The sequence below is a fragment of the Streptomyces sp. NPDC088254 genome, assembly GCF_044740925.1.
Classification (GTDB): Bacteria; Actinomycetota; Actinomycetes; order Streptomycetales; family Streptomycetaceae; genus Streptomyces.
The window spans coordinates 96931-119863 of record NZ_JBIURQ010000004.1; the positions used below are offsets into that span (position 1 = coordinate 96931).

16 protein-coding genes, 1 tRNA gene and 1 pseudogene are annotated in these 22933 nt (G+C 71.3%); 11 read left to right on the forward strand and 7 right to left on the reverse strand.

Annotated elements, in window-relative coordinates:
• Positions 1-214: 214 nt before the first annotated feature.
• From ACIOC0_RS13380 to ACIOC0_RS13400, 5 genes are all read right to left on the reverse strand, one after another.
• Positions 215-2794 carry an ABC transporter permease gene (locus tag ACIOC0_RS13380; protein ID WP_402155159.1) on the reverse strand — a complete coding sequence of 860 codons (2580 nt, stop codon included), beginning with the start codon at positions 2792-2794 and terminating at the stop codon, positions 215-217.
• Positions 2791-3579, reverse strand: a complete 789-nt coding sequence (locus tag ACIOC0_RS13385) for an ABC transporter ATP-binding protein (RefSeq protein ID WP_351098331.1) — start codon at positions 3577-3579, stop codon at positions 2791-2793. The genes ACIOC0_RS13380 and ACIOC0_RS13385 overlap by 4 nt, the downstream gene beginning before the upstream one ends.
• Before the next feature lie 1323 nt (positions 3580-4902).
• Complete coding sequence (locus ACIOC0_RS13390; protein WP_402155160.1) at positions 4903-5796, reverse strand: cellulose-binding protein; 894 nt, start codon at positions 5794-5796, stop codon at positions 4903-4905.
• 204 nt (positions 5797-6000) lie between these two features.
• Positions 6001-8610, reverse strand: coding sequence for an SUKH-4 family immunity protein (locus ACIOC0_RS13395; protein WP_402155161.1), 2610 nt, complete (start codon positions 8608-8610; stop codon positions 6001-6003).
• A gap of 7 nt (positions 8611-8617) precedes the next feature.
• On the reverse strand, positions 8618-9631 hold the full coding sequence (locus ACIOC0_RS13400; protein WP_402155162.1) for an SMI1/KNR4 family protein: 1014 nt from the start codon (positions 9629-9631) through the stop codon (positions 8618-8620).
• A gap of 308 nt (positions 9632-9939) precedes the next feature.
• Here ACIOC0_RS13400 and ACIOC0_RS13405 point away from each other — a divergent pair, with 308 nt between their 5' ends.
• Together ACIOC0_RS13405 and ACIOC0_RS13410 are read left to right on the forward strand one after the other, a co-directional pair.
• On the forward strand, positions 9940-10455 hold the full coding sequence (locus tag ACIOC0_RS13405; RefSeq protein ID WP_402155163.1) for a YwqJ-related putative deaminase: 516 nt from the start codon (positions 9940-9942) through the stop codon (positions 10453-10455).
• A gap of 83 nt (positions 10456-10538) precedes the next feature.
• The gene (locus ACIOC0_RS13410) at positions 10539-11036 is read left to right on the forward strand and encodes an SUKH-3 domain-containing protein (RefSeq protein ID WP_402155165.1); all 498 of its coding nucleotides are present in this window, start codon (positions 10539-10541) and stop codon (positions 11034-11036) included.
• Between the two features lie 39 nt (positions 11037-11075).
• Here the strand turns inward: ACIOC0_RS13410 and ACIOC0_RS13415 are convergent, their stop codons facing one another.
• Positions 11076-12362: a sensor histidine kinase gene (locus ACIOC0_RS13415; RefSeq protein WP_402155166.1), complete on the reverse strand. Its 1287-nt coding sequence runs from the start codon at positions 12360-12362 to the stop codon at positions 11076-11078.
• A gap of 144 nt (positions 12363-12506) precedes the next feature.
• Between ACIOC0_RS13415 and ACIOC0_RS13420 the strand changes: the two are divergent.
• The 7 genes and pseudogenes from ACIOC0_RS13420 to ACIOC0_RS13450 all read left to right on the forward strand — a co-directional run bounded on the left by ACIOC0_RS13420 (position 12507) and on the right by ACIOC0_RS13450 (position 18125).
• Positions 12507-13282 (forward strand): annotated as a pseudogene (locus tag ACIOC0_RS13420) (hypothetical protein).
• 14 nt (positions 13283-13296) lie between these two features.
• A tRNA-Gln gene (locus tag ACIOC0_RS13425) sits at positions 13297-13372 on the forward strand.
• A 110-nt stretch (positions 13373-13482) separates the two neighbouring features.
• The gene (gene glmU / locus ACIOC0_RS13430) at positions 13483-14931 is read left to right on the forward strand and encodes a bifunctional UDP-N-acetylglucosamine diphosphorylase/glucosamine-1-phosphate N-acetyltransferase GlmU (RefSeq protein WP_402155167.1); all 1449 of its coding nucleotides are present in this window, start codon (positions 13483-13485) and stop codon (positions 14929-14931) included.
• Positions 14932-15066: 135 nt separating this feature from the next.
• Positions 15067-16041 carry a ribose-phosphate diphosphokinase gene (locus ACIOC0_RS13435; RefSeq protein ID WP_130442412.1) on the forward strand — a complete coding sequence of 325 codons (975 nt, stop codon included), beginning with the start codon at positions 15067-15069 and terminating at the stop codon, positions 16039-16041.
• A 187-nt stretch (positions 16042-16228) separates the two neighbouring features.
• Complete coding sequence (locus ACIOC0_RS13440) at positions 16229-16828, forward strand: 50S ribosomal protein L25/general stress protein Ctc (protein ID WP_402155168.1); 600 nt, start codon at positions 16229-16231, stop codon at positions 16826-16828.
• An 86-nt stretch (positions 16829-16914) separates the two neighbouring features.
• Positions 16915-17511 carry an aminoacyl-tRNA hydrolase gene (pth, locus tag ACIOC0_RS13445; RefSeq protein WP_351099977.1) on the forward strand — a complete coding sequence of 199 codons (597 nt, stop codon included), beginning with the start codon at positions 16915-16917 and terminating at the stop codon, positions 17509-17511.
• Between the two features lie 65 nt (positions 17512-17576).
• A complete protein-coding gene (locus ACIOC0_RS13450) occupies positions 17577-18125 on the forward strand; it encodes a hypothetical protein (RefSeq protein ID WP_402155169.1) in 549 nt (182 codons plus the stop codon).
• 78 nt (positions 18126-18203) lie between these two features.
• On the opposite strand, the gene ppc is transcribed toward ACIOC0_RS13450, so the two are convergent.
• Entirely contained in the window at positions 18204-20933 is a 2730-nt protein-coding gene (ppc, locus tag ACIOC0_RS13455) for a phosphoenolpyruvate carboxylase (RefSeq protein ID WP_402155170.1), read from the reverse strand.
• Positions 20934-21232: 299 nt separating this feature from the next.
• Between ppc and ACIOC0_RS13460 the strand changes: the two genes are divergently transcribed.
• Together ACIOC0_RS13460 and ACIOC0_RS13465 are read left to right on the forward strand one after the other, a co-directional pair.
• Positions 21233-22243 (forward strand): acyl-CoA desaturase, encoded by a 1011-nt coding sequence (locus tag ACIOC0_RS13460; protein ID WP_402155171.1) that lies wholly within the window; start codon positions 21233-21235, stop codon positions 22241-22243.
• Positions 22240-22920, forward strand: coding sequence for a TetR/AcrR family transcriptional regulator (locus ACIOC0_RS13465; RefSeq protein WP_130442400.1), 681 nt, complete (start codon positions 22240-22242; stop codon positions 22918-22920). The genes ACIOC0_RS13460 and ACIOC0_RS13465 overlap by 4 nt, the downstream gene beginning before the upstream one ends.
• Positions 22921-22933: the final 13 nt, after the last annotated feature.

Sequence of the window (22933 nt, forward strand, 5' to 3'; positions counted from 1 at the left end):
GGGTCCGAGGCGAGTTGATGATCAACGCGAAGGGCCCGACTCGTGTCACGGGCCGGGGGTGTTCCAGGGTACGTCGGGGCGGGGTGGTGTGCGGGGGCTGTGGACGACGGGTGGGGTGCGGGGAGGGGGATCCGCCCCGTGCGGGCACCGGAAACCCCGGCGCCGAGGAGCCCCCCGTGGCTCCTCGGTGCCGGGGTCGGGAGTGGTTCGTCGGTCAGTCGGTCGCGATGGCGTTCAGGACGTTCATGCGGCCTGCCCTGAAGGCCGGGATCAGGGCCGCGAACAGACCCACGAAGGCCGAGGCGAGGAAGACCCCGATGATCGTCGGCCAGGGGATGTCCAGGACCTTCAGCCCCTCCAGGGCGAGGAGCTGCTGGGCGGTGGCGCCCCAGCCCATGCCCAGGCCGAGGCCGAGCAGCGCGCCGAAGAGAGCGATGACGACCGACTCCAGGCGGATCATGCGGCGCAGCTGGCGGCGGGAGAGGCCGATGGCCCGCATGAGGCCGATCTCCCGGGTGCGCTCCACCACCGACAGGGCCAGGGTGTTCACAACGCCCAGGACCGCGACGATGATCGCGAGCGCCAGCAGGCCGTAGATCAGGTTGAGCAGCTGGCCGATCTGGTCCTTCAGAGCCTGCTTGTAGTCGGTCTGGTCGCGCACCTTGTACTGCGGGTACGCGTGCAGGGACGACTTCAGCGCCTTGTAGGCGGCGTCCTGCTGCCCCTCCTTGGCGGTGGCGAAGACCAGCGTGTCCAGCGGCATCCGGTCGGCGGGCACGTGCTTGGCGACCGTCGCGATCGACACGTACATCGCGCCCTTGTCGACCACCATCTCGTCGCTGGTGATCGCGCGGACCGTGAGCGCCGCCCTGCCGCCGTCCTTGAAGGCCACGTCGACCTTCGAGCCGAGCTTGAGCCCGTGGTCCTCGGCGAATCCCTCGAACACGGACATCGAGTCGGGCCGGTAGGCGTCGGCGAGGTCGCCGGCGACGGTCTCGACGCTCAGGTCCTTCGCGTAGGACGGGTCGGCGGCGTTGAGCGTCTCCTTCTTGGACGTCCTGCCGTCGGGGGTCTTGAGGTCGACGTCGAGGATCTTGTACTCGGTGACGCGCTCCAGTCCCGGCGCCGCCTTGACGGCCTGGACCGCCTGCGGGGTGATGAGCTGGCCCCGGTCGTTCTGGATGATGAAGTCCGTGCCGACGGTCTTGTCGAGCTGGTCGGTCGCGGAGGCGACCATGGAGGAGCCGACCACCGACAGACAGGCGACCAGGGCGAGGCCGATCATCAGGGCGGCGCCGGTGGCGCCGGTGCGGCGCGGGTTGCGCAGGGCGTTGCGCTCGGCCATCCGGCCGACCGGGCCGAAGACCCGCAGAAGCAGCGCGCCGAGGACCCGCACCACGCCGCCGGCGAGCAGCGGGCCGATGACGACGAAGCCGATCAGGGTGAGGACCACGCCGAGGCCGAGCCACAGCGAGCCCTCGCCGGCCTTGGCGGCGGCGGTGGCCAGGTAGAGGCAGAGACCTCCGCCGGCGGTGAGGACGGCGCCGACGACGGCGCGGATCCGGCCGGACTTGGCGTCGGCGGGTGCGCCCACGTCCCGCAGGGCGGCCATCGGGGAGACCTTGCCGGCGCGGCGGGCGGGCAGATAGGCGGCGAGGACGGTGACGATCACGCCGAGGGCCATGCCGACGACCGGGGTCGTCCAGGCCACCGTCAGATCGTCCGTGGACAGGTTCATGCCGGTCATGCCCATGAGCTTCATCAGACCGACGGCGATGCCGACGCCCGCGCCCACGCCGAGGATCGAGCCGACGACGCCGAGCAGCAGCGCCTCGGCGAGGACCGAGCGGTTGACCTGCTTGCGGGAGGAGCCGATGGCGCGCATCAGACCGATCTCGCGGGTGCGCTGGGCGACCAGCATGGAGAACGTGTTGATGATCAGGAAGATGCCGACGAGGAAGGCGATCCCGGCGAAGCCGAGCATCGCGTACTTCATGACGTTGAGGAACTCCCCGACGTCCTTGCGGTTGGCGTCGGCGGTCTCCTTGGCGGTCTGCACCTTGTACCGGCCGCCGATCGCGGCCGCGACGTTCTTCTTCAGCTGGTCGTCGCTCACGCCGGCCGCGGCCGTGACGCTGACGTTGGTGAAGACGCCCGGCTTGCCGACCAGCGTCTGCTGGGCGGTCCTGGTGTCGTAGTAGAACACCGCGGCACCGGGGTTGGTGACCTCGAAGGCGGCGATGCCGGAGATCTTCGAGGTGTGCGTGCCGACCGCGGTGATCACGCCGAGCTCGTCGCCGAGCTTCAGGCCGTGCTGGTCGGCGGTGTCCGCGTCGACCATGATCTGGCCGGGTCCCTGCGGCGCAGCACCCTCGGTGATCTCCATGGTGCGGGCCTCGTTGGCGCTCCAGCTGCCGACGATGGTGGGGGCGCCGCTGGAGGGCGACAGGTCGTCCTTGTCGGCGTCGACGACGGTGACGGAGGTCGAGAAGACCGAGCCCTCCGCCGACTTCACGCCGGCCGCCGCGCGGACCTTGGTGAGGACGCTGTCCGGCATGACCGGCGGTCTGCCGTTGGCGGAGGTGGTCTCACCGGTGTCGGAGGCGTTCTGCGCGCTCACCGTCACATCGGAGGAGGTGGCCGCGAACAGCTTGTCGAAGGTGGTGTTCATCGTGTCGGTGAACACCAGCGTCCCGCAGACGAAGGCCACCGACAGCAGGACCGCCACGGCCGACAGGGCCATGCGTCCCTTGTGCGCGAAGAAGTTGCGCATCGAGGTCTTCAGGACGGTCATGACGTGCGCCCCCGGGCGTCGAAGTCCTTCATCCGGTCCAGGACCTGGTCGGCGGTCGGCTGGTGCATCTCGTCGACGATCCTGCCGTCGGCGAGGTAGAGGACGCGGTCGGCGTAGGAGGCGGCCACCGGGTCGTGGGTGACCATCACGATGGTCTGGCCGAGCTCGTCCACGGAGCGGCGCAGGAAACCGAGGACTTCGGCGCCGGCGCGCGAGTCGAGGTTTCCGGTCGGCTCGTCACCGAAGATGATCTCCGGTCGAGCCGCCAACGCCCTGGCCACGGCGACGCGTTGCTGCTGGCCGCCGGAGAGCTGGGTGGGGCGGTGCTTGAGCCGGCCGGCGAGGCCGACGGTCTCGACGACGCGGTCCAGCCACTCCTTGTCGGGCTTGCGCCCGGCGATGTCCATGGGCAGCGTTATGTTCTCCAGCGCGTTGAGCGTCGGCAGCAGGTTGAACGCCTGGAAGATGAACCCGATGCGGTCCCGGCGCAGCTTGGTGAGCTTCTTGTCCTTCAGGCCGGTGATCTCGGTCTCGTCCAGGTAGATCTGCCCGGACGTGACGGTGTCGAGACCGGCGAGGCAGTGCATCAGGGTGGACTTGCCGGACCCCGAGGGGCCCATGATCGCGGTGTAGTGGCCGCGGGCGATGTCCACGTCGACGTGGTCGAGAGCGACGACACGGGTCTCCCCCGACCCGTACGCCTTCACGACCTGCCGCGCCCGCGCGGCTACGGCCGTACGCCCTCCAGTGCCCCCGTCCCTGGGAATGGTCACAGCCGAAGTCACGGTATGTCTCCTATGTCGATCAATGAACGGAACGCTTGGGCGCCCCGGGTGCGGGGTGCGTCCCGCGGTTCACGGTCGTGCTGGTGAGCTGGTGAGCTGTGGCTCGTGGGCCTGCGCCGCCAAGTCTGTCGGCGTGGACCGGTCCGGCGCGCTGGTGCCCGGACCCGTCCTGGCGGGGGGTTAACCCCACCTTCCCCCCGTGGGGTTGGCCCTCCCCCGTGGCGTGAAGCCAGGTTAAGGAGCAGAGAGGGTCCGTCTCGTCCTCCGTCGGTACGACCCCTCCCCGACCCGTAAGGGGGAGACACCCCTAGGGGGAGTCACCCGCCAGACGGAGCGACTCTCGGGGTCACCTCCTCCTCCCGGCCACACACAGGGTCCACCCTGCCGCCACGTCAGGGTCAACCGGCAAGGGGGGCCGCAGCCTGACCGACCGACACAGCAGGCCCTGCGCCCAGGGCAACTCGACTTTGCTGCTGACGAGTTGACGACTTACGCCGCTCAGCGCCGGGCCCCAGCGCCGGCGGATGCGCACACGACGGGTTTCCCACTGCGGGGAGCGCGGCCGAGCCGAAAGCAATCTCGGACTGACGTACGACTCTGGGCCGAGGAAGGGGCGGTGGCCCCTCGCGCCATGCACGCATGCGGCGGAGCCGCCATGGCAGCGGGCCATGCACGCATGCGGCGGAGCCGCCATGGCAGCGGGCCATCCGCCGTCGCGTGCGCGGCGGAAGCCAGGGCGGACCCCGGAGCAGCGGGCGTGCCGGCATAGGGGGCGTGCGGCGGCGCCTGAGGGAGCAGGGCCACGCCGACGTGCGCCAAGCTGCACAGACGCCGAGGGGCCACCCGCCGTGGGACGGGTGGCGGTAGCCGAAGGGCCGTCGAGCGCGGAGCGGAAGCCAGGGCAGAGGCCGGGGGTGCGGGCGTCCCGCCCCGTGGGGCGGGAGCCGGGGCCAAGTGCGGGCCTCCCGCACCGTCTGGCGCGGGGCGGGAGCCGAGGGTGTGGGCCTCCCACCGTCTGGCGCGGGGCGGGAGCCGGGGGTGCGGGCCTCCCACCGTCTGGCGCGGGGCGGGAGCCGGGGGTGCGGGCCTCCCACCGTCTGGCGCGGGGCGGGAGCCGGGGGCCGGCGTGTGCGGGCCTCCCGCCGTCAGGTGCGGGGCGGGAGCCGGGGGCCGGCGTGTGCGGGCCTCCCGCCGTCAGGCGCGGGGCGGGAGCCGGGGGCCGGCGTGTGCGGGCCTCCCGCCGTCAGGCGCGGGGCGGGAGCCGGGGGCCGGCGTGTGCGGGCCTCCCACCGTCAGGTGCGGGCCCCCGTCGTTGGGCGTGGGTTACTCGACTGGTTGGCCTGTGAGGACCTTCAGGGTGTCTCGCATTTGGTCCATGTGGGTCTGGATCTCGTCGCGGCGTTCACCGTGCTGGCGGAGGACTCGTTCCGTCTCCCGGGCGATGCGGTCCTCTCGGAGGTGGGCCTCGGCCACGATCTGGGCGGCACGCGCGCGTGCCTCGTCCTGGCGACGCCGGGAGGACTCCTCGGCCTCGGCCAGCTCCCGCTGCGCCTCGGCGAGGGCTTCCTCCGCGCGGGCCATCGCCCGGGCGTGGTTGGCGTCGAAGGCGGTGACCCGCTCGGCGTCCTCCCGCTCCGCCGCCGCCAGCCGCTCCGCGTACTCCCGCTTCGGCTCGACGAGCAGCCCCGCGGTGCGCTGACGCACGTCCCGCAGCGCCGTCACCGCCTCGCCGCGGAACTCCTTCACCTTGCGCCGCGCGCCGGCCCGGATCCCGTGCGCCTCCGCGCGGGCGGCCAGCAGCCGACGGCGGACATACTCCTGGGCCTCCGCGCGGACCGCCTCCGCCTGCTCCTGCGCACTCCGGCGCACGGCGAGGGCGCGGGCCTCGGCCTCCTCGACCTCCTCCTGCGCCTCCTGCCGCGCCTGCTCGCGCACCTGAGCCGCCTCCTCCTGCACGAGCTGGAAGACGCGCCGCGCACGCTCCCCGAGCGCGTCGTACGCCTGCGGCGCGAGCCCCTTCACGGCCTCACGCAACCGCTCGGACTCCGCCAGCATCTCCTGCGCGAGTCCGGTGAGCCGCGTCACCCGCTCCCAGGCGGCGTCGCGTTCGGCGGAGAGCGCGGCGGTGAACGCGTCGACCTCTTTGGGCCGGTAGCCGCGCCCGCGAACGGTCACGAACCCCGGCGGCGACACCTGTGCGCTGTGCGCGCTGCTCATTTGTAGCCCCTCTCCACCAGACGGACTTCGAAAAAATGATTTCGCGCATATCTTGATGTATCGGACTTAAGTGTTCATAACGCGACACTCCGGGCACAGGTGGCGGTCGGCACCGAACGATCCAGGACACGAACACAGAAGGGCCGGACCGGTCATACGACCGGTCCGGCCCCCGACACCCACCGCGTCAGCGGCGCGCACGCCTCACAGCAGCCCGTCCCACATCTGCTCCAGCAGCACCGACCACCAGCTGTCCGCAGACCCGAGCGCCGCCGGGTCCAGCGAGGCCAGCTGGGCCTGGAAGTCGACGGTCCAGCGGCCCGCCTGCTCCTGGTTCAGCCCGAACCGCAGCCGCCACATCCGCCCGAGCAGCGCGAGACAGCGCACGAACTCCGGCAGCCCGGTGTTCACGAACTGCGGCGGCACAGGCCCACCGCCCGGCCCCGCCTCCACCGGCACGGCGACGATGTTCGCCGTCCCGTACTGCACACAGACCGCCTTGCCGAAGTCGCTGCCCATCACGAGGTACGACCCCGCGTCCGACGACGACTGCACCCCCCGTTCGGCCGCCAGCTCCGCCAGCGTCGGCACCGGCCGCCCCGGCTGGGGCTGCGCCCAGAAGAACGGACCCATGTCCACCGGCAGACCCGCCGTCACCAGCGTGTGCGCCACGACCGGCGGCACCCCCTGACGTGCCACCGCCGCCTGCTCGAACCGGAACACCCCCGGACCGAACGCCGCCGCCAGCTCCTGAGCGACCGCCTCCGGCGGGACCGGCGACGCCGGCTGCACCGGCGGCAACGGCGCACGCACCGGCGCGGGACGCGCGGGACCGTCGGCGACCTGATGCAACTCACCCTGGTGAGCCAGCAGTTGCCGCATCCCCTGCTGACGGCTCGCATGATCCGTGCCGTACGGCGCGATGCTCGTGATCCGCGCCTGCGGCCACTGCTCCCGGATCATCCGCGCACAGTACGCACCCGGCAGCTCACACGACTCCAGCTCCGTGTGCAGCTCCAGCACCTGGTCCGGCGGCACGTTCATCGCGCGCAGCTCGTGGAAGATCTGCCACTCCGGGTGCGGGGTGCCCGGCGCGGAACGCCGGATCAGCTGCTGCTCCGAACCGTCCTGCGCGCGATAGCGCAGCACGGCCTGGTAGCCGGGGCCGACCGTCGGCTGCCCCTGCGGATACCCGTACGCCGACGGCTGCCCCGGCACGGGCGCGCCCGGCGGCGGCATCGCGCCGGGAGGCATCCCGCCCGGCGGCATCGGCTGCGGGCCGCCCGGGGCGAACGGCGGCGTGCCGGGAGGACCGGGCGGGGGGCCCGCCGGAGGGCCGGGGGGAGGACCCGCCGGGGGACCCGAAAGCACCGTCGCCGCATGGTGGACGGCACCCTGCGCACCGCCCGCCGAGCCGTGCGCACCGGGCGGGTTCGCCGGGGGCAGCGGGGCTCCCGGAGCACCGGGAGCACCCGGGGGCTGCGGAGGCTGCGGCACACCGCCGCCCGGACCCTGCCGACCGGGGTCGGCGAGCATCGTGGCCGCGTGATGGACCCCGCCCGGAGGCGTACCGCCGGGCGCGTTCCCCCCGCCAGGCCCACCGGGGCCACCAGGGTTACCGGACCCGCCAGGCGTGCCGGGAGCAGCGGGAGCGCCGGGCGGCTGCGGCGCGCCCGGCCCCTCGGGCCCCAGCGCGGACACGAGCTGCGTGGGCACATACCCGCCCGCCGGCCCACCGGGCGCACCAGGACCGGGCGGAGGCGGCGGAGCAGCGCCCGGCCGCGCACCGGGAACGCCCGGGGCCCCCGGCGGGGGCGGCGGCGTCGACCCGCCGCGCGGACGACGCGGAGGCGGAGCCGCCTTGCTGGTCGCGGCGTCGGCGATGTCCCCGGCGTGCGGCGCGAGCGGCCGCCCGGGAGCCACCGGCCCACCCGGAACACCCGGCGGCTGCGGCACGCCCGAGCCCTGCGACGCGGCAGGCGGCTGCGGCGCACCCGGCCCCTGCGGATCGCCGAGCGCCGGCGAGACCGCCGTCGGCGGCAGCTGACTGCCCCCGGCGATCAGCGCCGTCTTGGCGTCCGGCCGGGAGGAAGGCGGCGTCGGCGCCTCGTCGTCCGAACCGCTCAGCGGCGGCGCGAACACCGTCGCCGGCAGCGGGACGGAACGGTCGTCGCCGGCGTCGGCGTTGGTGTCCGTGCCCGCCCAGGGCGTCGCCCCCACCGGAGCGGACGGCGCACCCGGCCCCGCACTCCCGCCCGCGGGCACCCCGGCCTGCGTCTGCGGAAGCGAGGCATCGGGCGTCACGGCCCCGCCACCGGCGGAACCCGCACCGGCAGACCCGGAAGCACCCGAACCCGTGCTCGATCCCGAGCTCGTCCCGGACCCAGAACCGGAACCGGAATCGGCCCCCGCCTCACCCCCCTCTCCCCGCCGCCCCGGAATCCCCATCCGGTCCGCCGCCTCCTGCAACCACTCCGGCGGCGACAACAAGAACGACGTCTGGTTCAGGTCCACCCGCGCCGCGACCGCCGGCTCCGGCTCCGGCTCGCCCTGCGGACGCCCGTACTCCTCCTCGTACCGCCGGATCACCTCGCCCACCGGCAGCGACGGCCACAACGTGACCTCCCCACCGTCCCGCGCCAGCACCAACCGCTGGCCGCCACCGTCCGAACGCGGCCCCTCCGCACGGTCCTCCGCCCACACCACGAACCCGAGGCCAAACTCCCGCACCCGCACCTCACGATGCTGGTACGCAGGGACGTCCCCGTTGATCCACTCCTCGCCGCGCTCCTGCGCCTGAGCGAACGTCACCATCACCGGATCACTCCCCCACACCGACGGACGACACGGACGAACCCGCGGCCGCCGGAACAGCCCGCGCGAAACCGCCGTCCACCATCAGATTCGCCACCGTCTCCAACTCCGGCGGCCTGCCCGCCAGTCGGGACAGGAACACATCGAAGTCCTCACCGCACGGCAGCAACAACTGCTCCACCCGCTCCGCCGGCGACCACGCCGGATCCACGTCCCGCGCGTCGTCGTACGCGCAGAACCACACCGAACCGATCCGCGCGCCCTTCACCTTCACCGCCAGCAGACCGCCCTGCACGAACCCGACGCCCAGGAAGTCCTTCGTCAGATGGTCCCGCAGACACTTGTTGACGTACACGAGATCGTTGACCGCCGCCTCGTCCCGCACCGTGAAGAACGGCTGGTCCACCAGCAGCCCCAACTCCGCGTCCAGCGCAGCCCCCACCGGCGCGCAACCGCCCGCCGCCTTCAAGAACGACCGGTACGCGCCCGGCAACCGGTAGCCGAGATCCTCCTCGACCCCCTGCACCTGCGACTCCGTCACCGCCACACCCGACTTCGGCAGACCGAAGTGCGCCGGACGCGTCTCCTGCAACGGCCGCGTCCCCCGCTTCGCATGGTCCACCGCCGCCGTCGCGACCCCGCCGTGATGCCGCAGCAACGCCTTCACCTCGACCGGCACCAACTCCAGCCGCCGCGAGCCCGCCACGTGATGCCACGTCCAGCCGTGCGGCGTCGCCACACTCTCGACCGTGTCCCACAACTCATGACCCGACGCCGCCAACGCGGCGTTCGCCGACACGTAGTCCGTCAGCCGCAGCTCGTCGACCCCGAAACCCTCCGGCGGATCCGCGATCTCCGCCGCCGCACGCGCATAGGGCGAAAAGTCCGGGTAACCGCGCTCGTCCACCCGCACCCCCCTCGGATGGCGCGCCGCCCGGACCGGATCCGGGAAGTGCACGACCTGCCCGGCGTAGGCCGCGTTCGGCGGCGCGGCTTGCTGCCCGAGCCGACCTGTCGTCATGGCGGTTGCCCCCTGCGGCACTCTGTACGAACCGCAGCGACCGGCCCGCTCACGGCACCGACCACCACGCTCCGTATCCGACTGTCTCCAACGGTCTCCGACGCGCGTCAACCGCACGCCAAGCGGTGCCGACAGCCTATGCGGTACGACGACACCGGTCACCGGGCCTCCGCTTCCGTGACCAGCCGTCACCCCACCGTGACGACGCGCCCCCAACCGGGCGTGTCGCAACGCCCCAGCTTCCCCAGCAGCCTCGCCATTTGGCACCCTGTCACCTCCGGGGGGACGCACGGGAGGGGAAGACCACCATGAACGGCACGCAAACGGGACCGCACGCCGGCCACTCCGGCGACCCCCGCATCGGCTGGAGCCACGCCGACACCCCCCACGTCCCCACCCTCCTGCACCGCCGCGACGGCATACTCCCCACCATCGCCGCCGCCCTCTCCGTCCGCGGCGAAACCTTCACCTGCACCGCCGCCCGCGGCGACCAGCCGCCCACGCTCCACCCCCTCGTGCAGGACTTCCTCGACACCCTCCCCACCGCCCAGCGCAACCGCTTCACCGGCCGCTGCGCCGAAGCCCTCCTCATCTCCCGCCACATCGCCGCCGTCGACGCCACCCGCAGCAGACGCGCCGCCCGCAAACCGATGACCAACGGCGAAGCCCGCAAAGCCCTCAAACAGGCCAAACTCACCGCCCGACGCATCCGCGAGGACGGCGACCCCCTCCACGGCAGCTTCGCCACCCCCTGCCGCGCCTGCACCGCCCTCAGCGACCACTTCGGCGTCTACATCGTCGACCCGGCACGCACCGACGGCTGACCCCCTCCACACCCACCGCGACACCCACGACAGAGCGCGAAGCACCACCGCACAACCGCACGATCTCGACGGACGAAGGGCAGATGCACCCCGATCACCGCACCACCAGCACCCGCTTCCCCGCCCCCGTCGACGCCGCCCTGCGCGCCGCCGGATGGCGCCCCGGACGCTGGGACATCAAACAGGCCGAACTCTGGGCCGACCGCCTGCGCGACCACACCTCACCCGCCGGCCACCGCCACGCGGTCTTCCCCGCCGCCGTCGAAGCCTGGGCCGAGTTCGGCGGCCTGCGCGTCGCCCCCACCGGCCCCGGCCGACAGGTCGCCCCCGCCACCGTCGACCTCAACCCCCTGCACGGCCTCCACATGGCCCGCACCCTCGCCGACCTCAGCCGCGCCCTCGACACCGACGTCAGCCCCCTCGGCGCCGAAACCGACCACAACGGGCTCATCGCCATCGACGCCGAAGGCCGCGTCTACGCCCTCGACCACACCGGCGACTGGTACGTCGGCCCCGACATCGACCAAGCCCTCAACGCCCTCGTCTCCGGCATAGAACCCACCCGCCTCACCACAGGCTGACCAACCCGCCCCACCGCGAACCGGCCGGCGCAGGACAGGTCACCCCGCCGGGATCACCGCCGACACCCGGAAGCCGCCCGCCTCCGTCGGCCCCGACACGAACACCCCGCCCAGCGCCACCACCCGCTCCCGCATCCCCACCAGACCGTTGCCCCCCGACGGCAACCGAGCCGACGCCGCCGAACCCGCCTCCGGCGGCGGCTCGTTCTCCACCTGCATCGCGATCTCCGCCACCCGGTGCGCCAACCGCACCCGCGCCTTGGCGCCCGCCGCATGCTTGTGCACGTTCGTCAACGCCTCCTGCACCACCCGGTACGCCGTCTGCTCGATCTCCGGCGCATACCCCCGCACCTCACCCTCCACCGACAACTCCACCACCATCCCCGCCGCCGCGGACTGCCCCACCAACTCCTCCAGCTCCTCAAGACACGGCCCCTCGCCCTCCTCCACGACCCGCGCCACCGCCACCGCCGCGACCGCCTCCACCGCCGGACGCCGCTCCCCCTCACCACCGCTGCGCAGCACCCCGAGCATCTCCCGCAGCTCCATCAACGCCTGCCGCCCCATGTCCCCCACCAGCGCGGCGTTCTTCACCGCCTTCTCCGGATCCTTGCGCGCCACCGCCTGCAACGCCGCCGCGTGCACCACCATCAGACTCACCCGGTGCGCGACCACGTCATGCATCTCCCGCGCGATCCGCGTCCGCTCCTCGTTGCGGGCCCACTCCGCCCGCTCCTCCGCCCGCTCCGCGAGCAACTGCAGCTCCCGCTCCAGGTCGTCCGCCCGCTCCCGCAGGCTCTCCATCAACCGCCGCCGCGCCCCCACGTACAGGCCGAGCAGCAACGGCGGCGCGGTCAGGCCGAGCGAGATCGCGATGGAGGCGAACGGCACGAACCAGTCGCCCAACGTCAGAGCGCCCCGCGCGATGTCCTGCCGCACCCGGACGAACGTCACGATCAACGTCCCCACCAACTGCATCCCGGCGAGCGAACCGATGATCCGCCGCGGCAGCTCCGACGCCGCCAGCGTGTAGAGACCGACGGTCCCCATCAGGAAGCCCATCTCGGCCGGCGTGATCGCGATCGCCACCAGCACCACGGCGATCGGGTACCTGCGGCGCACCAGGAGCACCGAACCGGCGAGAAAACCGAACACCACCCCCACGCCCACCGGGATCCCCGCCTCCCGCGCGAACGGAACCCCCTCCGCCGCGCACTCCAGCGCGGACGCCACCGCGAGACACCAGTCGAACACCGCACTGCGGCGCCTGCCCCACCACCAAGGCCCTCCCCGAGCCGTGGCGGTCTCTTCCCCCGTCGTGGTCATGCTTCCACCCTACGGGCGCAACCCCCGCTTTTCCCGCCCCATTTCCGCGCCCGCCCTACAGCACGGCGGGTAACCGAACACCTACGAAACCCGCCGACATCCCTCGAACCGCTGAACCATGCCCGCTCGACTCCGGAACCTGACATTCCGGCCGGACGGTATGCGCATGGCACATTCCCACGGCAAGTACGCGGACTCCTCAACCGGCTCCTCGAAGGCGAGGCCCCTCCCGACCGGACGAAGCGGCGGAACGCGGAGGACGACCTGAGGGACAGGGCGAGGGAGCTGCGGCTGCAGGGCTGGACGTACGACCAGATCCAGGTGGAACTCGGGTGCTCCAAGAGCTCGATCTCACTGTGGGTACGGGACCTGCCCAGGCCGGAGCGCCCCCGCCCCGACACTCAGGCAGCACGGCTCGGCGTGCAGCGTGGGGGCAAGAATCGCGCTGTTGCGCGAGCCGACCTGCAGGCGACGGCATGCACCGAGATCGGGCCGATCACCAGCCGTGAGCTGTTCCTGGTCGGCGTCGGGCTCTACTGGCCGAGGGAGCGAAAGCCAAGCCGGGCTCAAACCGGCGCGTCATCTTCGTGAACAGCGACGCAAACATGATCAGACTCTTCCTGGCATGGCTGGACCTGTTGGGCGTCGAGCCCGAGCGCCGACGGTTCTCGGTGAACATCCACGGATCGGCCGACGTGCCAGCGGCCGAGGCCTACTGGGCCGGCCAGGTCGGCATCGACATCGATGACCTTCTGAAGGCGAGCCTCAAGAAGCACAACCCCAAGACCAACCGGACCAACACCGGGGAGAACCACCACGGTTGCCTCAGGGTCGCCGTGCTTCAGAGCGCCGACCTACACCGTCGCATCGAGGGACGGTGGTCTGGCATGGTGGTGGAGGCGAGGCGCGGAACCGCGTAGGCTGCACCTGGTAATCCCCCGTGGTGTAATCGGCAAGCACTGTGGCTTTTGGTGCCATCTGTCCGGGTTCGAGTCCTGGCGGGGGAGCCATATCGTTCGGGTCCTGACCTAAACAAGGTCAGGACCCGTTCTCATGCCCCCCGGAAACCGCCCCGGTATCCTTCGGATGTCCCACCTCTCCACAGCCGAAGGGCAATTCCGTGAGCGCCATTCGCCCGGCAGCCGTCGTCGTTCTCGCAGCGGGTGAGGGCACCCGTATGAAGTCGGCCACCCCCAAGGTCCTGCACGAGATCTGCGGTCGCAGCCTCGTCGGGCATGTGCTGGCCGCCTCGCGGGAGCTGGACCCCGAGAACCTGGTCGTCGTCGTCGGGCACGCGCGCGAGAAGGTCACGGCCCACCTGGGCGAGATCGACCCGGACGTGCGCACCGCGATCCAGGCGGAGCAGAACGGCACCGGGCACGCCGTGCGGATGGGCCTGGAGCAGCTCGGCGGGACGGTGGACGGCACGGTGGTCGTGGTGTGCGGGGACACCCCGTTGCTGACGGGTGAGACGCTCGCGCGGCTCGCGGCCACGCACGACACGGACGGCAACGCGGTGACCGTGCTGACGGCGGAGGTGCCGGACGCGACGGGGTACGGCCGGATCGTGCGGGACGCATCCACGGGCGCGGTGACGGCGATCGTGGAGCACAAGGACGCGACGGAGGAGCAGCGGGCGGTCCGGGAGATCAACTCGGGGGTGTTCGCGTTCGACGGGGCGCTGCTGGCCCAGGCGTTGAAGCAGGTGCGTACGGACAACAGTCAGGGTGAGGAGTACCTGACGGATGTGCTGGGGATCCTGCGGGAGGCGGGGCACCGGGTGGGTGCGTCGGTGGCGGGGGATCATCGTGAGATCGCGGGGATCAACAACCGGGTGCAGTTGTCGCAGGCGCGTCGGATCCTGAACGACCGGTTGCTGACGGCGGCGATGCTGGCGGGTGTGACGGTGGTGGATCCGGCGACGACGTGGGTGGACGTGTCGGTGACGTTCGGGCAGGACGCGGTGGTGCAGCCGGGGACGCAGTTGCTGGGGTCGACGCATGTGGGTGAGGGCGCCGAGGTGGGGCCGAACTGCCGGCTGAGGAACACGTCGGTGGGGGCCGGGGCGCGGGTGGACAACACGGTGGCGGACGGGGCGCAGATCGGTGCGGGTGCGTCGGTGGGTCCGTTCGCGTATCTGCGGCCGGGTACGCGTCTGGGTGCGAAGGGCAAGATCGGTACGTACGTGGAGACGAAGAACGCGTCGATCGGCGAGGGTACGAAGGTGCCGCATCTGTCGTACGTGGGTGATGCGACGATCGGCGAGTATTCGAACATCGGTGCCGCGAGCGTGTTCGTGAACTACGACGGGCAGGACAAGCATCACACCACCGTCGGGTCGCACTGTCGTACGGGTTCGGACAACATGTTTGTGGCTCCTGTCACTGTCGGGGACGGCGCGTACACCGCCGCCGGTTCGGTGATCACGAAGGATGTGCCGCCCGGTTCGCTGGCCGTGGCCCGTGGTCAGCAGCGCAATATCGAGGGCTGGGTGGCTCGCAAGCGTCCGGGCAGCGCGGCGGCGAAGGCGGCGGAGGCGGCCTCGCGGCAGGGCGAGGGCCAGGACTGACCGGAAACGAGTGCGTCGAACACGGCGTACCGTGATAGGTGCACACCCGCACCCCCACCAGCTGAGACGGCCGCGTCGCGCCCAGCGGCGAGGTCTGTCGGCATCCAGTTGAGACACCTCTTAGGAGACAGTGCTGTGACCGGGATCAAGACGACCGGCGAGAAGAAGTTGATGTTCTTCTCCGGCCGCGCCCACCCCGAGCTTGCCGAGGAGGTCGCCCACCAGCTGGGTGTCGGGGTCGTCCCGACGAAGGCCTTCGACTTCGCCAACGGTGAGATCTATGTCCGTTACCAGGAGTCGGCGCGTGGTGCGGACTGCTTCCTGATCCAGAGCCACACGGCTCCGATCAACAAGTGGATCATGGAGCAGCTGATCATGATCGACGCGTTGAAGCGCGCGTCGGCGCGTTCGATCACCGTGATCGTGCCGTTCTACGGTTATGCGCGGCAGGACAAGAAGCACCGTGGTCGTGAGCCGATCTCGGCGCGTCTGATCGCGGATCTGATGAAGACGGCGGGTGCGGACCGGATCCTCACGGTGGATCTGCACACGGACCAGATCCAGGGTTTCTTCGACGGTCCGGTGGACCACCTGTTCGCGCTGCCGCTGCTGGCGGACTACGTGGGCAGCAAGGTGGACCGCACGAAGCTGACGGTGGTCTCGCCGGACGCGGGCCGGGTGCGGGTCGCGGACCGCTGGTGCGACCGGCTGGGGGCGCCGCTGGCGATCGTGCACAAGCGGCGTGACAAGGACGTGGCGAACCAGGTCACGGTCCACGAGGTCGTGGGTGAGGTCAAGGGCCGGGTGTGCGTCCTGGTCGACGACATGATCGACACGGGTGGCACGATCTGCGCGGCGGCGGACGCGCTGTTCGCGCACGGTGCGGAGGACGTCATAGTGACGGCCACGCACGGTGTGCTGTCGGGTCCGGCGGCGGACCGGCTGAAGAACTCGAAGGTGAGCGAGTTCGTGTTCACGAACACGCTGCCGACGCCGGGTGAGCTGGAGCTGGACAAGATCACGGTGCTGTCGATCGCTCCGACGATCGCGAGCGCGGTGCGTGAGGTGTTCGAGGACGGTTCGGTGACGAGCCTGTTCGACGAGCAGTAGGCGTCGTCGGCCGCGTTCCGCGGTGATCGATTTCTGTGCGGCCTCTTTCGCCGAGTAGACTTCTGAAGTTGCTCGGCGAGGGAGGCCGCACTGCTGTGCGGTTGTCCGTTATCGACGCGCTCTTCGTAGCAGGCCGTTCGTGGCCGGGTGACCCCGTCCGTTCCGCTTACTGCGAGGAGTGATCGTTATGTCCGAGGTGAAGATCTCCGCCGAGTCGCGCACCGAGTTCGGCAAGGGTGCCGCCCGTCGTATCCGTCGTGCCGACAAGGTTCCCGGTGTGCTGTACGGCCACGGCGCCGACCCGCTGCACCTGACGCTGCCGGGCCACGACCTGCTGCTGGCGCTGCGTACGCCGAACGTCCTGATCTCGCTGGACATCGACGGCAAGACCAACGAGCTGGCGATCCCGAAGGCCGTGCAGCGCGACCCGCTGAAGGGCTTCCTGGAGCACGTCGACCTGCTGCTGGTCAAGCGTGGCGAGAAGGTCACGGTCGAGATCCCGGTGCACACCGAGGGTGAGCTGGCGCCGGGCGGCAACCTGCTGGAGCACGTCCTGAACGCGCTTCCGGTCGAGGCCGAGGCCACGCACATCCCCGAGTCCGTCACGGTGTCCGTCGAGGGCCTGGAGGCCGGCGCCTCCGTCCACGCCAAGGACATCAAGCTGCCGAGCGGTACGACGCTGGCCGTCGACGAGGACGCTGTCGTCCTCCAGGTCCTGGCCGCTCAGGCCGAGGAGGCCGCTGAGGGCGAGGAGTCCGAGGTCGGCGAAGAGGCCGCCGAGGTCTGATCAGCCGTCCGGCCGCCGTCGGCGGCTTTGGCTCCAGCCGCCGCTCTCCTCCGAGAGCGGCGGCTGTCGCGTAGGGAGAGAGTGACGTGACGAGCGATCCGAGCGCCCCGTGGCTGATCGTGGGGTTGGGCAATCCGGGCCCGGAGTACGCGATGAACCGGCACAACGTGGGGTTCATGGTGGCCGATCTGCTGGCCGAGCGGATCGGGGGGAGGTTCAAGCGGGCGGGCAAGGCGCAGGCGCAGGTCGTGGAGGGCCGGATCGGGCCGCCGGGGCCGGGGAGCCGGCGGGTGGTGCTGGCGAAGCCGATGTCGTACATGAACCTGTCGGGCGGTCCGGTGAACGCGCTGCGGGACTTCTACAAGGTGCCGTTGGCGAACGTCGTGGCGGTCCATGACGAGCTGGACATCGACTTCGGGGCGCTGCGTTCGAAGCTGGGCGGCGGGGACAACGGGCACAACGGTCTGAAGTCGATGACGAAGGCGATGGGCGCGGACTACCACCGGGTGCGGTTCGGGATCGGGCGGCCGCCGGGGCGGATGCAGGTGGCGGACTTCGTGCTGAAGGACTTCGCCTCGGCGGAGCGCAAGGAGCTGGACTACTTCGTGGACCGTGCGGCGGACGCGGTGGAGTGTCTGGTGATCGACGGTCTTGAGCGGGCGCAGAGTACGTACAACTCGTGACTTGTCGGTCGGTGAAACGCCCGAGGAGTTGACTGTTCGTGGCGGCATGGCCAAGGATCCCGGCCATGCCTGCCACCGCCGTCTCCTCCCGTGGGCGTCCCACCCGCCGAGGCCACCGGGCCTCCTCCCGCCGGGCCGCCGCCTCCCGCAAGGCCTCTGCCGCCGCGCTGCGGTTCGGCGGAGCGGCGGCGATGGCGGTGGTGTCGGCGCTGATCCTCGTGGCGGGGGTGTGGGGTTCCTGGGGCACCGCGCAGCACGTGATGCTGACGAAGGGGCGGGAGCAGGGCACGGTCGAGGTGACGCGGTGCGGTGAGGAGTCGTGCACGGGCCCGTACACGCCGTTGTCGCCGGGGTCGACGCCGCGTCCGCGTGTGGTGATCGAGAAGACGGTGGCGGTGCGGTCGGGGCAGACGTACACGGTGGTGGTCAAGCCGGCCAGCGACGAGGTGGTGCGCTCGGGTCCGGCGGGGGTGCTGTACTCGTGGGTGCCGATGGGCGGCGCGCTGCTGCTGGCGTCGGTGGTGGTCGCGGGCGGTCTGCGGCGGGTCCGGGCCGGCTGGGTGCTGGCGGGCGCGGGGGTGACGCTGCTGACGGCGGCGTTCCTGGCCGTGTAGGACGAGCCGCCGTACGGAACGAAGGGCGCCTCCGGGGCCGTACGACCCCGGAGGCGCCCTTCGTCGTGTGCGTGCGGGTCAGCCGGTGTTGCGCAGGCCGGCTGCCACGCCGTTGACGGTGAGGAGGAGGGCGCGGGCGAGGAGGGGGTCGGGTTCCTCGCCGGCGGCCGCGGCGTCGCGCTGGCGCTTGAGGAGCGTGACCTGGAGGTAGGAGATCGGGTCCAGGTAGGCGTCGCGGATGCCGAAGGTCTGCTTGAGGACGGGGGTGGCGTCCAGCAGCTCACGCTCGCCGGTGATCTTGAGGACTTCGGCGACGGTGAGGGCGTGTTCGGCCTTGATGCGGTCGAAGACGTGCTTGAGCTCGTCGGGGACGAGCGTGTCGACGTAGTGCTGGGCGATCCGCAGGTCGGTCTTGGCGAGGGTCATCTCGACGTTGGAGATGAAGTTGCGGAAGAAGTGCCACTGCTCGTGCATCTCGTCGAGGACGGTGTCGAGGCCGGCCTCGCGCAGGGCCTTCAGGCCGGAGCCGACGCCGAACCAGCCGGGGACGATCTGGCGGGACTGGGTCCAGCCGAAGACCCACGGGATGGCGCGCAGTCCGTCGAGCGAGACGCCCGAGCCGGGGCGGCGGGAGGGCCGCGAGCCCAGGTGCAGGTCGGCGAGCTGGTCGACCGGCGTGGAGGCGAGGAAGTACGTCGGCAGGTCGGGGTCCTCGACGAGTGCCCGGTAGGCGGCGTGGGCCGCGTCGGAGACGACGTCCATGGCGGCGTCCCAGCGGGCGAGGGCCTCGTCGGACTGGCGGGGCGCGGTGTGCAGGGCGGAGGCCTGGAGGGTGGCCGCCATGGTCAGTTCCAGGTTCTCCCTGGCCAGGGAGGGGATGAGGTACTTGTCGGAGATGACCTCGCCCTGTTCGGTGACCTTGATCTCGCCCTCCAGGGTGCCCCAGGGCTGGGCGAGGATGGCGTCGTGGGAGGGGCCGCCGCCGCGGCCGACGGTGCCGCCGCGGCCGTGGAAGAGGCGCAGCCGGACGCCGTAGCGGTGGGCGACGTCGCGCAGCCGGCGCTGGGCGCGGTGGATCTCCCACTGGCTGGTGGTGATGCCGCCGAACTTGGAGGAGTCGGAGTAGCCGAGCATGACCTCCTGGACGTCTCCGCGCAGGGCGACGAGCCTGCGGTAGGAGGGGTCGGAGAGCATGTCCTCCAGGATGGTGTCGGCGGCCTTGAGTTCGTCGGTGGTCTCCAGCAGGGGCACGATGCCGATCTTGGCCCAGCCGGCGTGCAGGTCGATCAGGCCGGCCTCGCGGGCGAGGACGGCGGCGGCGAAGACGTCGTCGGCGCCCTGGCACATGGAGATGATGTACGACTCGACGACCTCGGGGCCGAAGACCTCCAGGGCGCGCTTGACGGTGAGGAAGACGCCGATGGTCTTTTCGCCGGCCGCGTCGACGGGGGCCGGGGTGGGGGCGAGCGGCCGCCTGGACCTGAGTTCCTTGGCGAGGAGCTTGGTGCGGTACTCGCGGGGCATGTCGGCGTAGCGCCAGGACTCCTCGCCGAGGCGGTCGAAGAGCTGGCCGAGGGCGTGGTGGTGGGCGTCGGCGTGTTCGCGGACGTCCATGGTGGCGAGCTGGAGGCCGAAGGCGGCGAGGGTGCGGATGGTGCGGTTCATGCGGCCGTCGGCGAAGAGGGCGCCGCGGTGCTCGCGCAGGGAGGTTTGGATGAGGACGAGGTCCTTCAGGAGCTCGCTGGTGCCGAGGTAGTCGCGGCCGGGCTCGTGCGGGATGTTCCGGGCGAGGCGCTGCTTGGTGTTCTCCAGCTTCTGCCGGATGCAGGTGGCCTTGAGCCGGTAGGGCTCCTCGGCGTTGAGGCGCTTGTAGCGGGGGCTGATCTCGGGGAGGCGTTCGAGGTCGGCGCGCAGGGATTCCAGGAGTTCCTCGGTGGCCCCGGTGTACCTGATCGAGTTCGACAGGAAGCCGCGCAGCTCGTCGATCATCTCCAGGGCGTCGTTGATGCCGTGTTCGTGCTGGAGGATGAGGACGTCCCAGGTGACCTGGGGGGTGACGTTGGGGTTGCCGTCGCGGTCGCCGCCGATCCAGGTGCCGAAGGTCAGCGGGCGGGTGTCGTCCGGGAGGGTGACGCCCACGCGTTCGAGTTCGGCGGTGAGGTCCTCGAGGACGTCCCCGACGGCGTTCGCGTGGAGCTCGTCGAGGTAGTAGATGGCGTTGCGGGCCTCGTCGGCGGGCTCGGGGCGTACGACGCGCAGTTCGTCCGTCTGCCAGACCAGGTCGATGTTCTCGGCGAGACGGGTGTCGTAGCGGCGGCGGTCCGACTCGATGACCGGGGTCTCCAGCAGTGCGGCGATCCGCCGCAGCTTGTTGAGGACGGACCGGCGCGCGGCCTCGGTGGGGTGGGCGGTGAAGACGGGCCGGACGTTGAGGTTGCGGACGGTCTCACGGACGTGGTCGGGGTCGGCGTCCTTGAGGCGGTCGGCGGTGCGGGCGAGGAGGCCGCCCTCGGCGGCGCGCCGGGCGCGCAGTTCGCGGCCGCGGTGCACCTGCTCGGTGACGTTGGCGAGGTGGAAGTACGTGGAGAAGGCGCGGACCAGCTTGGCCGCGGTCTGCAGTTCGGTGCCGCGCAGCAGTTCGGCCGCTGCCTCGCCGTCCTCTCTGGTGAGGCGGCGGACCTTCTCGACGAGGTCGAGGAGCTCGGGGCCCTCCTGCCGCACGAGGGTCTCGCCGAGGAGGTCGCCCAGTCGGCGGATGTCGGCGCGCAGCTCGGTGCTGGTGGTCGTCTGGTCGTCGGCACTGCTCACAGGTGCGGCTCCTTGCAGTGTTGAAGCTCATCCGGGAGGGGGAACCCCGTCATGCCCCGGTCCCACGGCGGCTGGCGCCGCTCACGGGCCGGGCATCGGGGTGGAAAACAGAGCGGACCGCGCTGTCCGACCGCTTCCAAGGATAGGTGTCGGTGCGGACGCGCAGTCTGGCGGGCTCTTGCCGTCGGGCGAGGCACTGCCATACTTACGATGCCGTAGGTTACGGAATCGTAGGGAACACCCCGTGGTTCGCGGCCTGCCGGCTCTGTCGTCAGGCCACCACCCCACAGGGGACGCGCATGAGCACACCATCCGACGTGATCGAAGACCCTTCGAAGGCGCCCGTCGACCCCTCCGCGCTCTCGGCCACCCTGGGTGGCGAACAGAAGCGCTCGATCGAGCAGGTCACCCTGCTGCTCTTCATCACCGTGCCGTTCCTGGCGCTGCTCGCGGCGGTGCCGCTGGCGTGGGGCTGGGGAGTGAGCTGGCTGGACCTGGGCCTGATGGTCTTCTTCTACTTCCTCGGGTGCCATGGCATCACGATCGGCTTCCACCGCTACTTCACGCACGGTTCCTTCAAGGCGAAGCGGCCGCTGCGGATCGCGCTGGCGATCATGGGTTCGATGGCGGTGGAGGGTCCGCTGGTGCGCTGGGTGGCCGACCACCGCAAGCACCACAGGTTTTCCGACGCCGAGGGCGACCCGCATTCGCCGTGGCGGTTCGGGGAGACGGTCCCGGCGCTGATGAAGGGCCTGTGGTGGGCGCACATCGCCTGGATGTTCGACGAGGAGCAGACGCCGCAGGAGAAGTACGCGCCGGATCTGGTGAAGGACCCGGCGATCCGGGCGATCTCACGGCAGTTCGTGCTGTGGGCGGCGCTGTCGCTGGCGCTGCCGGCGCTGATCGGCGGGCTGGTGACGATGTCCTGGTGGGGCGCGTTCACCGGGTTCTTCTGGGGTTCGCTGGTCCGGGTGGCGCTGCTGCACCATGTGACGTGGTCGATCAACTCGATCTGCCACGCGGTGGGCAAGCGGCCGTTCAAGTCGCGGGACCGTTCGGGCAACGTGTGGTGGCTGGCCGTGCTGTCGTGCGGCGAGTCCTGGCACAACCTGCACCACGCCGACCCGACGTCGGCGCGGCACGGGGTGGAGCGCCTGCAGGTGGACTCCTCCGCCCGTTTCATCCGATTCTTCGAGAAACTCGGGTGGGCGTACGACGTGCGCTGGCCGTCACGCTCGCGTATCGATTCACGCCGGAACGCGGGGGAGGACGGCTCCCGACGCCGGAAGGCCACCGCCGAAGCGGCATGATGGACGCCGTGTCGACCGACTCCAGCAGCACCCCGAGCAACGAGGCCAAGCCGAGGCGCACGCGCCGCACGCGGATGACCGGCGCCGAGCGACGCCAGCAGTTGCTGGAGATCGGCCGGACGCTGTTCGCGGCGCGGGGCTTCGAGGGCACGTCGGTGGAGGAGATCGCGGCGAAGGCCGGGGTGTCCAAGCCGGTGGTGTACGAGCACTTCGGCGGCAAGGAGGGGCTGTACGCGGTGGTCGTCGACCGCGAGATGCGCCGGCTCCTCGACATGGTGACGAGTTCCCTGACCGCCGGTCATCCGCGGGAACTGCTCGAGCAGGCGGCGTTCGCGCTCCTCGACTACATCGAGGAGTGCACGGACGGTTTCCGCATCCTGGTCCGGGACTCCCCCATCCCGCAGTCCACGGGTTCCTTCGCCTCCCTCATCTCGGACATCGCCACCCAGGTGGAGGACATCCTCGGCCGCGAGTTCAAGAGCCGCGGCTTCGATCCCAAGCTGGCGCCGCTGTACGCGCAGGCACTGGTGGGGATGGTGGCGCTGACGGGGCAGTGGTGGCTGGACGTGCGCCGGCCGAAGAAGGCGGAGGTGGCGGCGCATCTGGTGAACCTGGCGTGGCACGGCCTGGACGGTCTGGAGGCCAAGCCGCACCTGATAGGGCGCCGCAAGAGCTGACACGGGGAGGGCC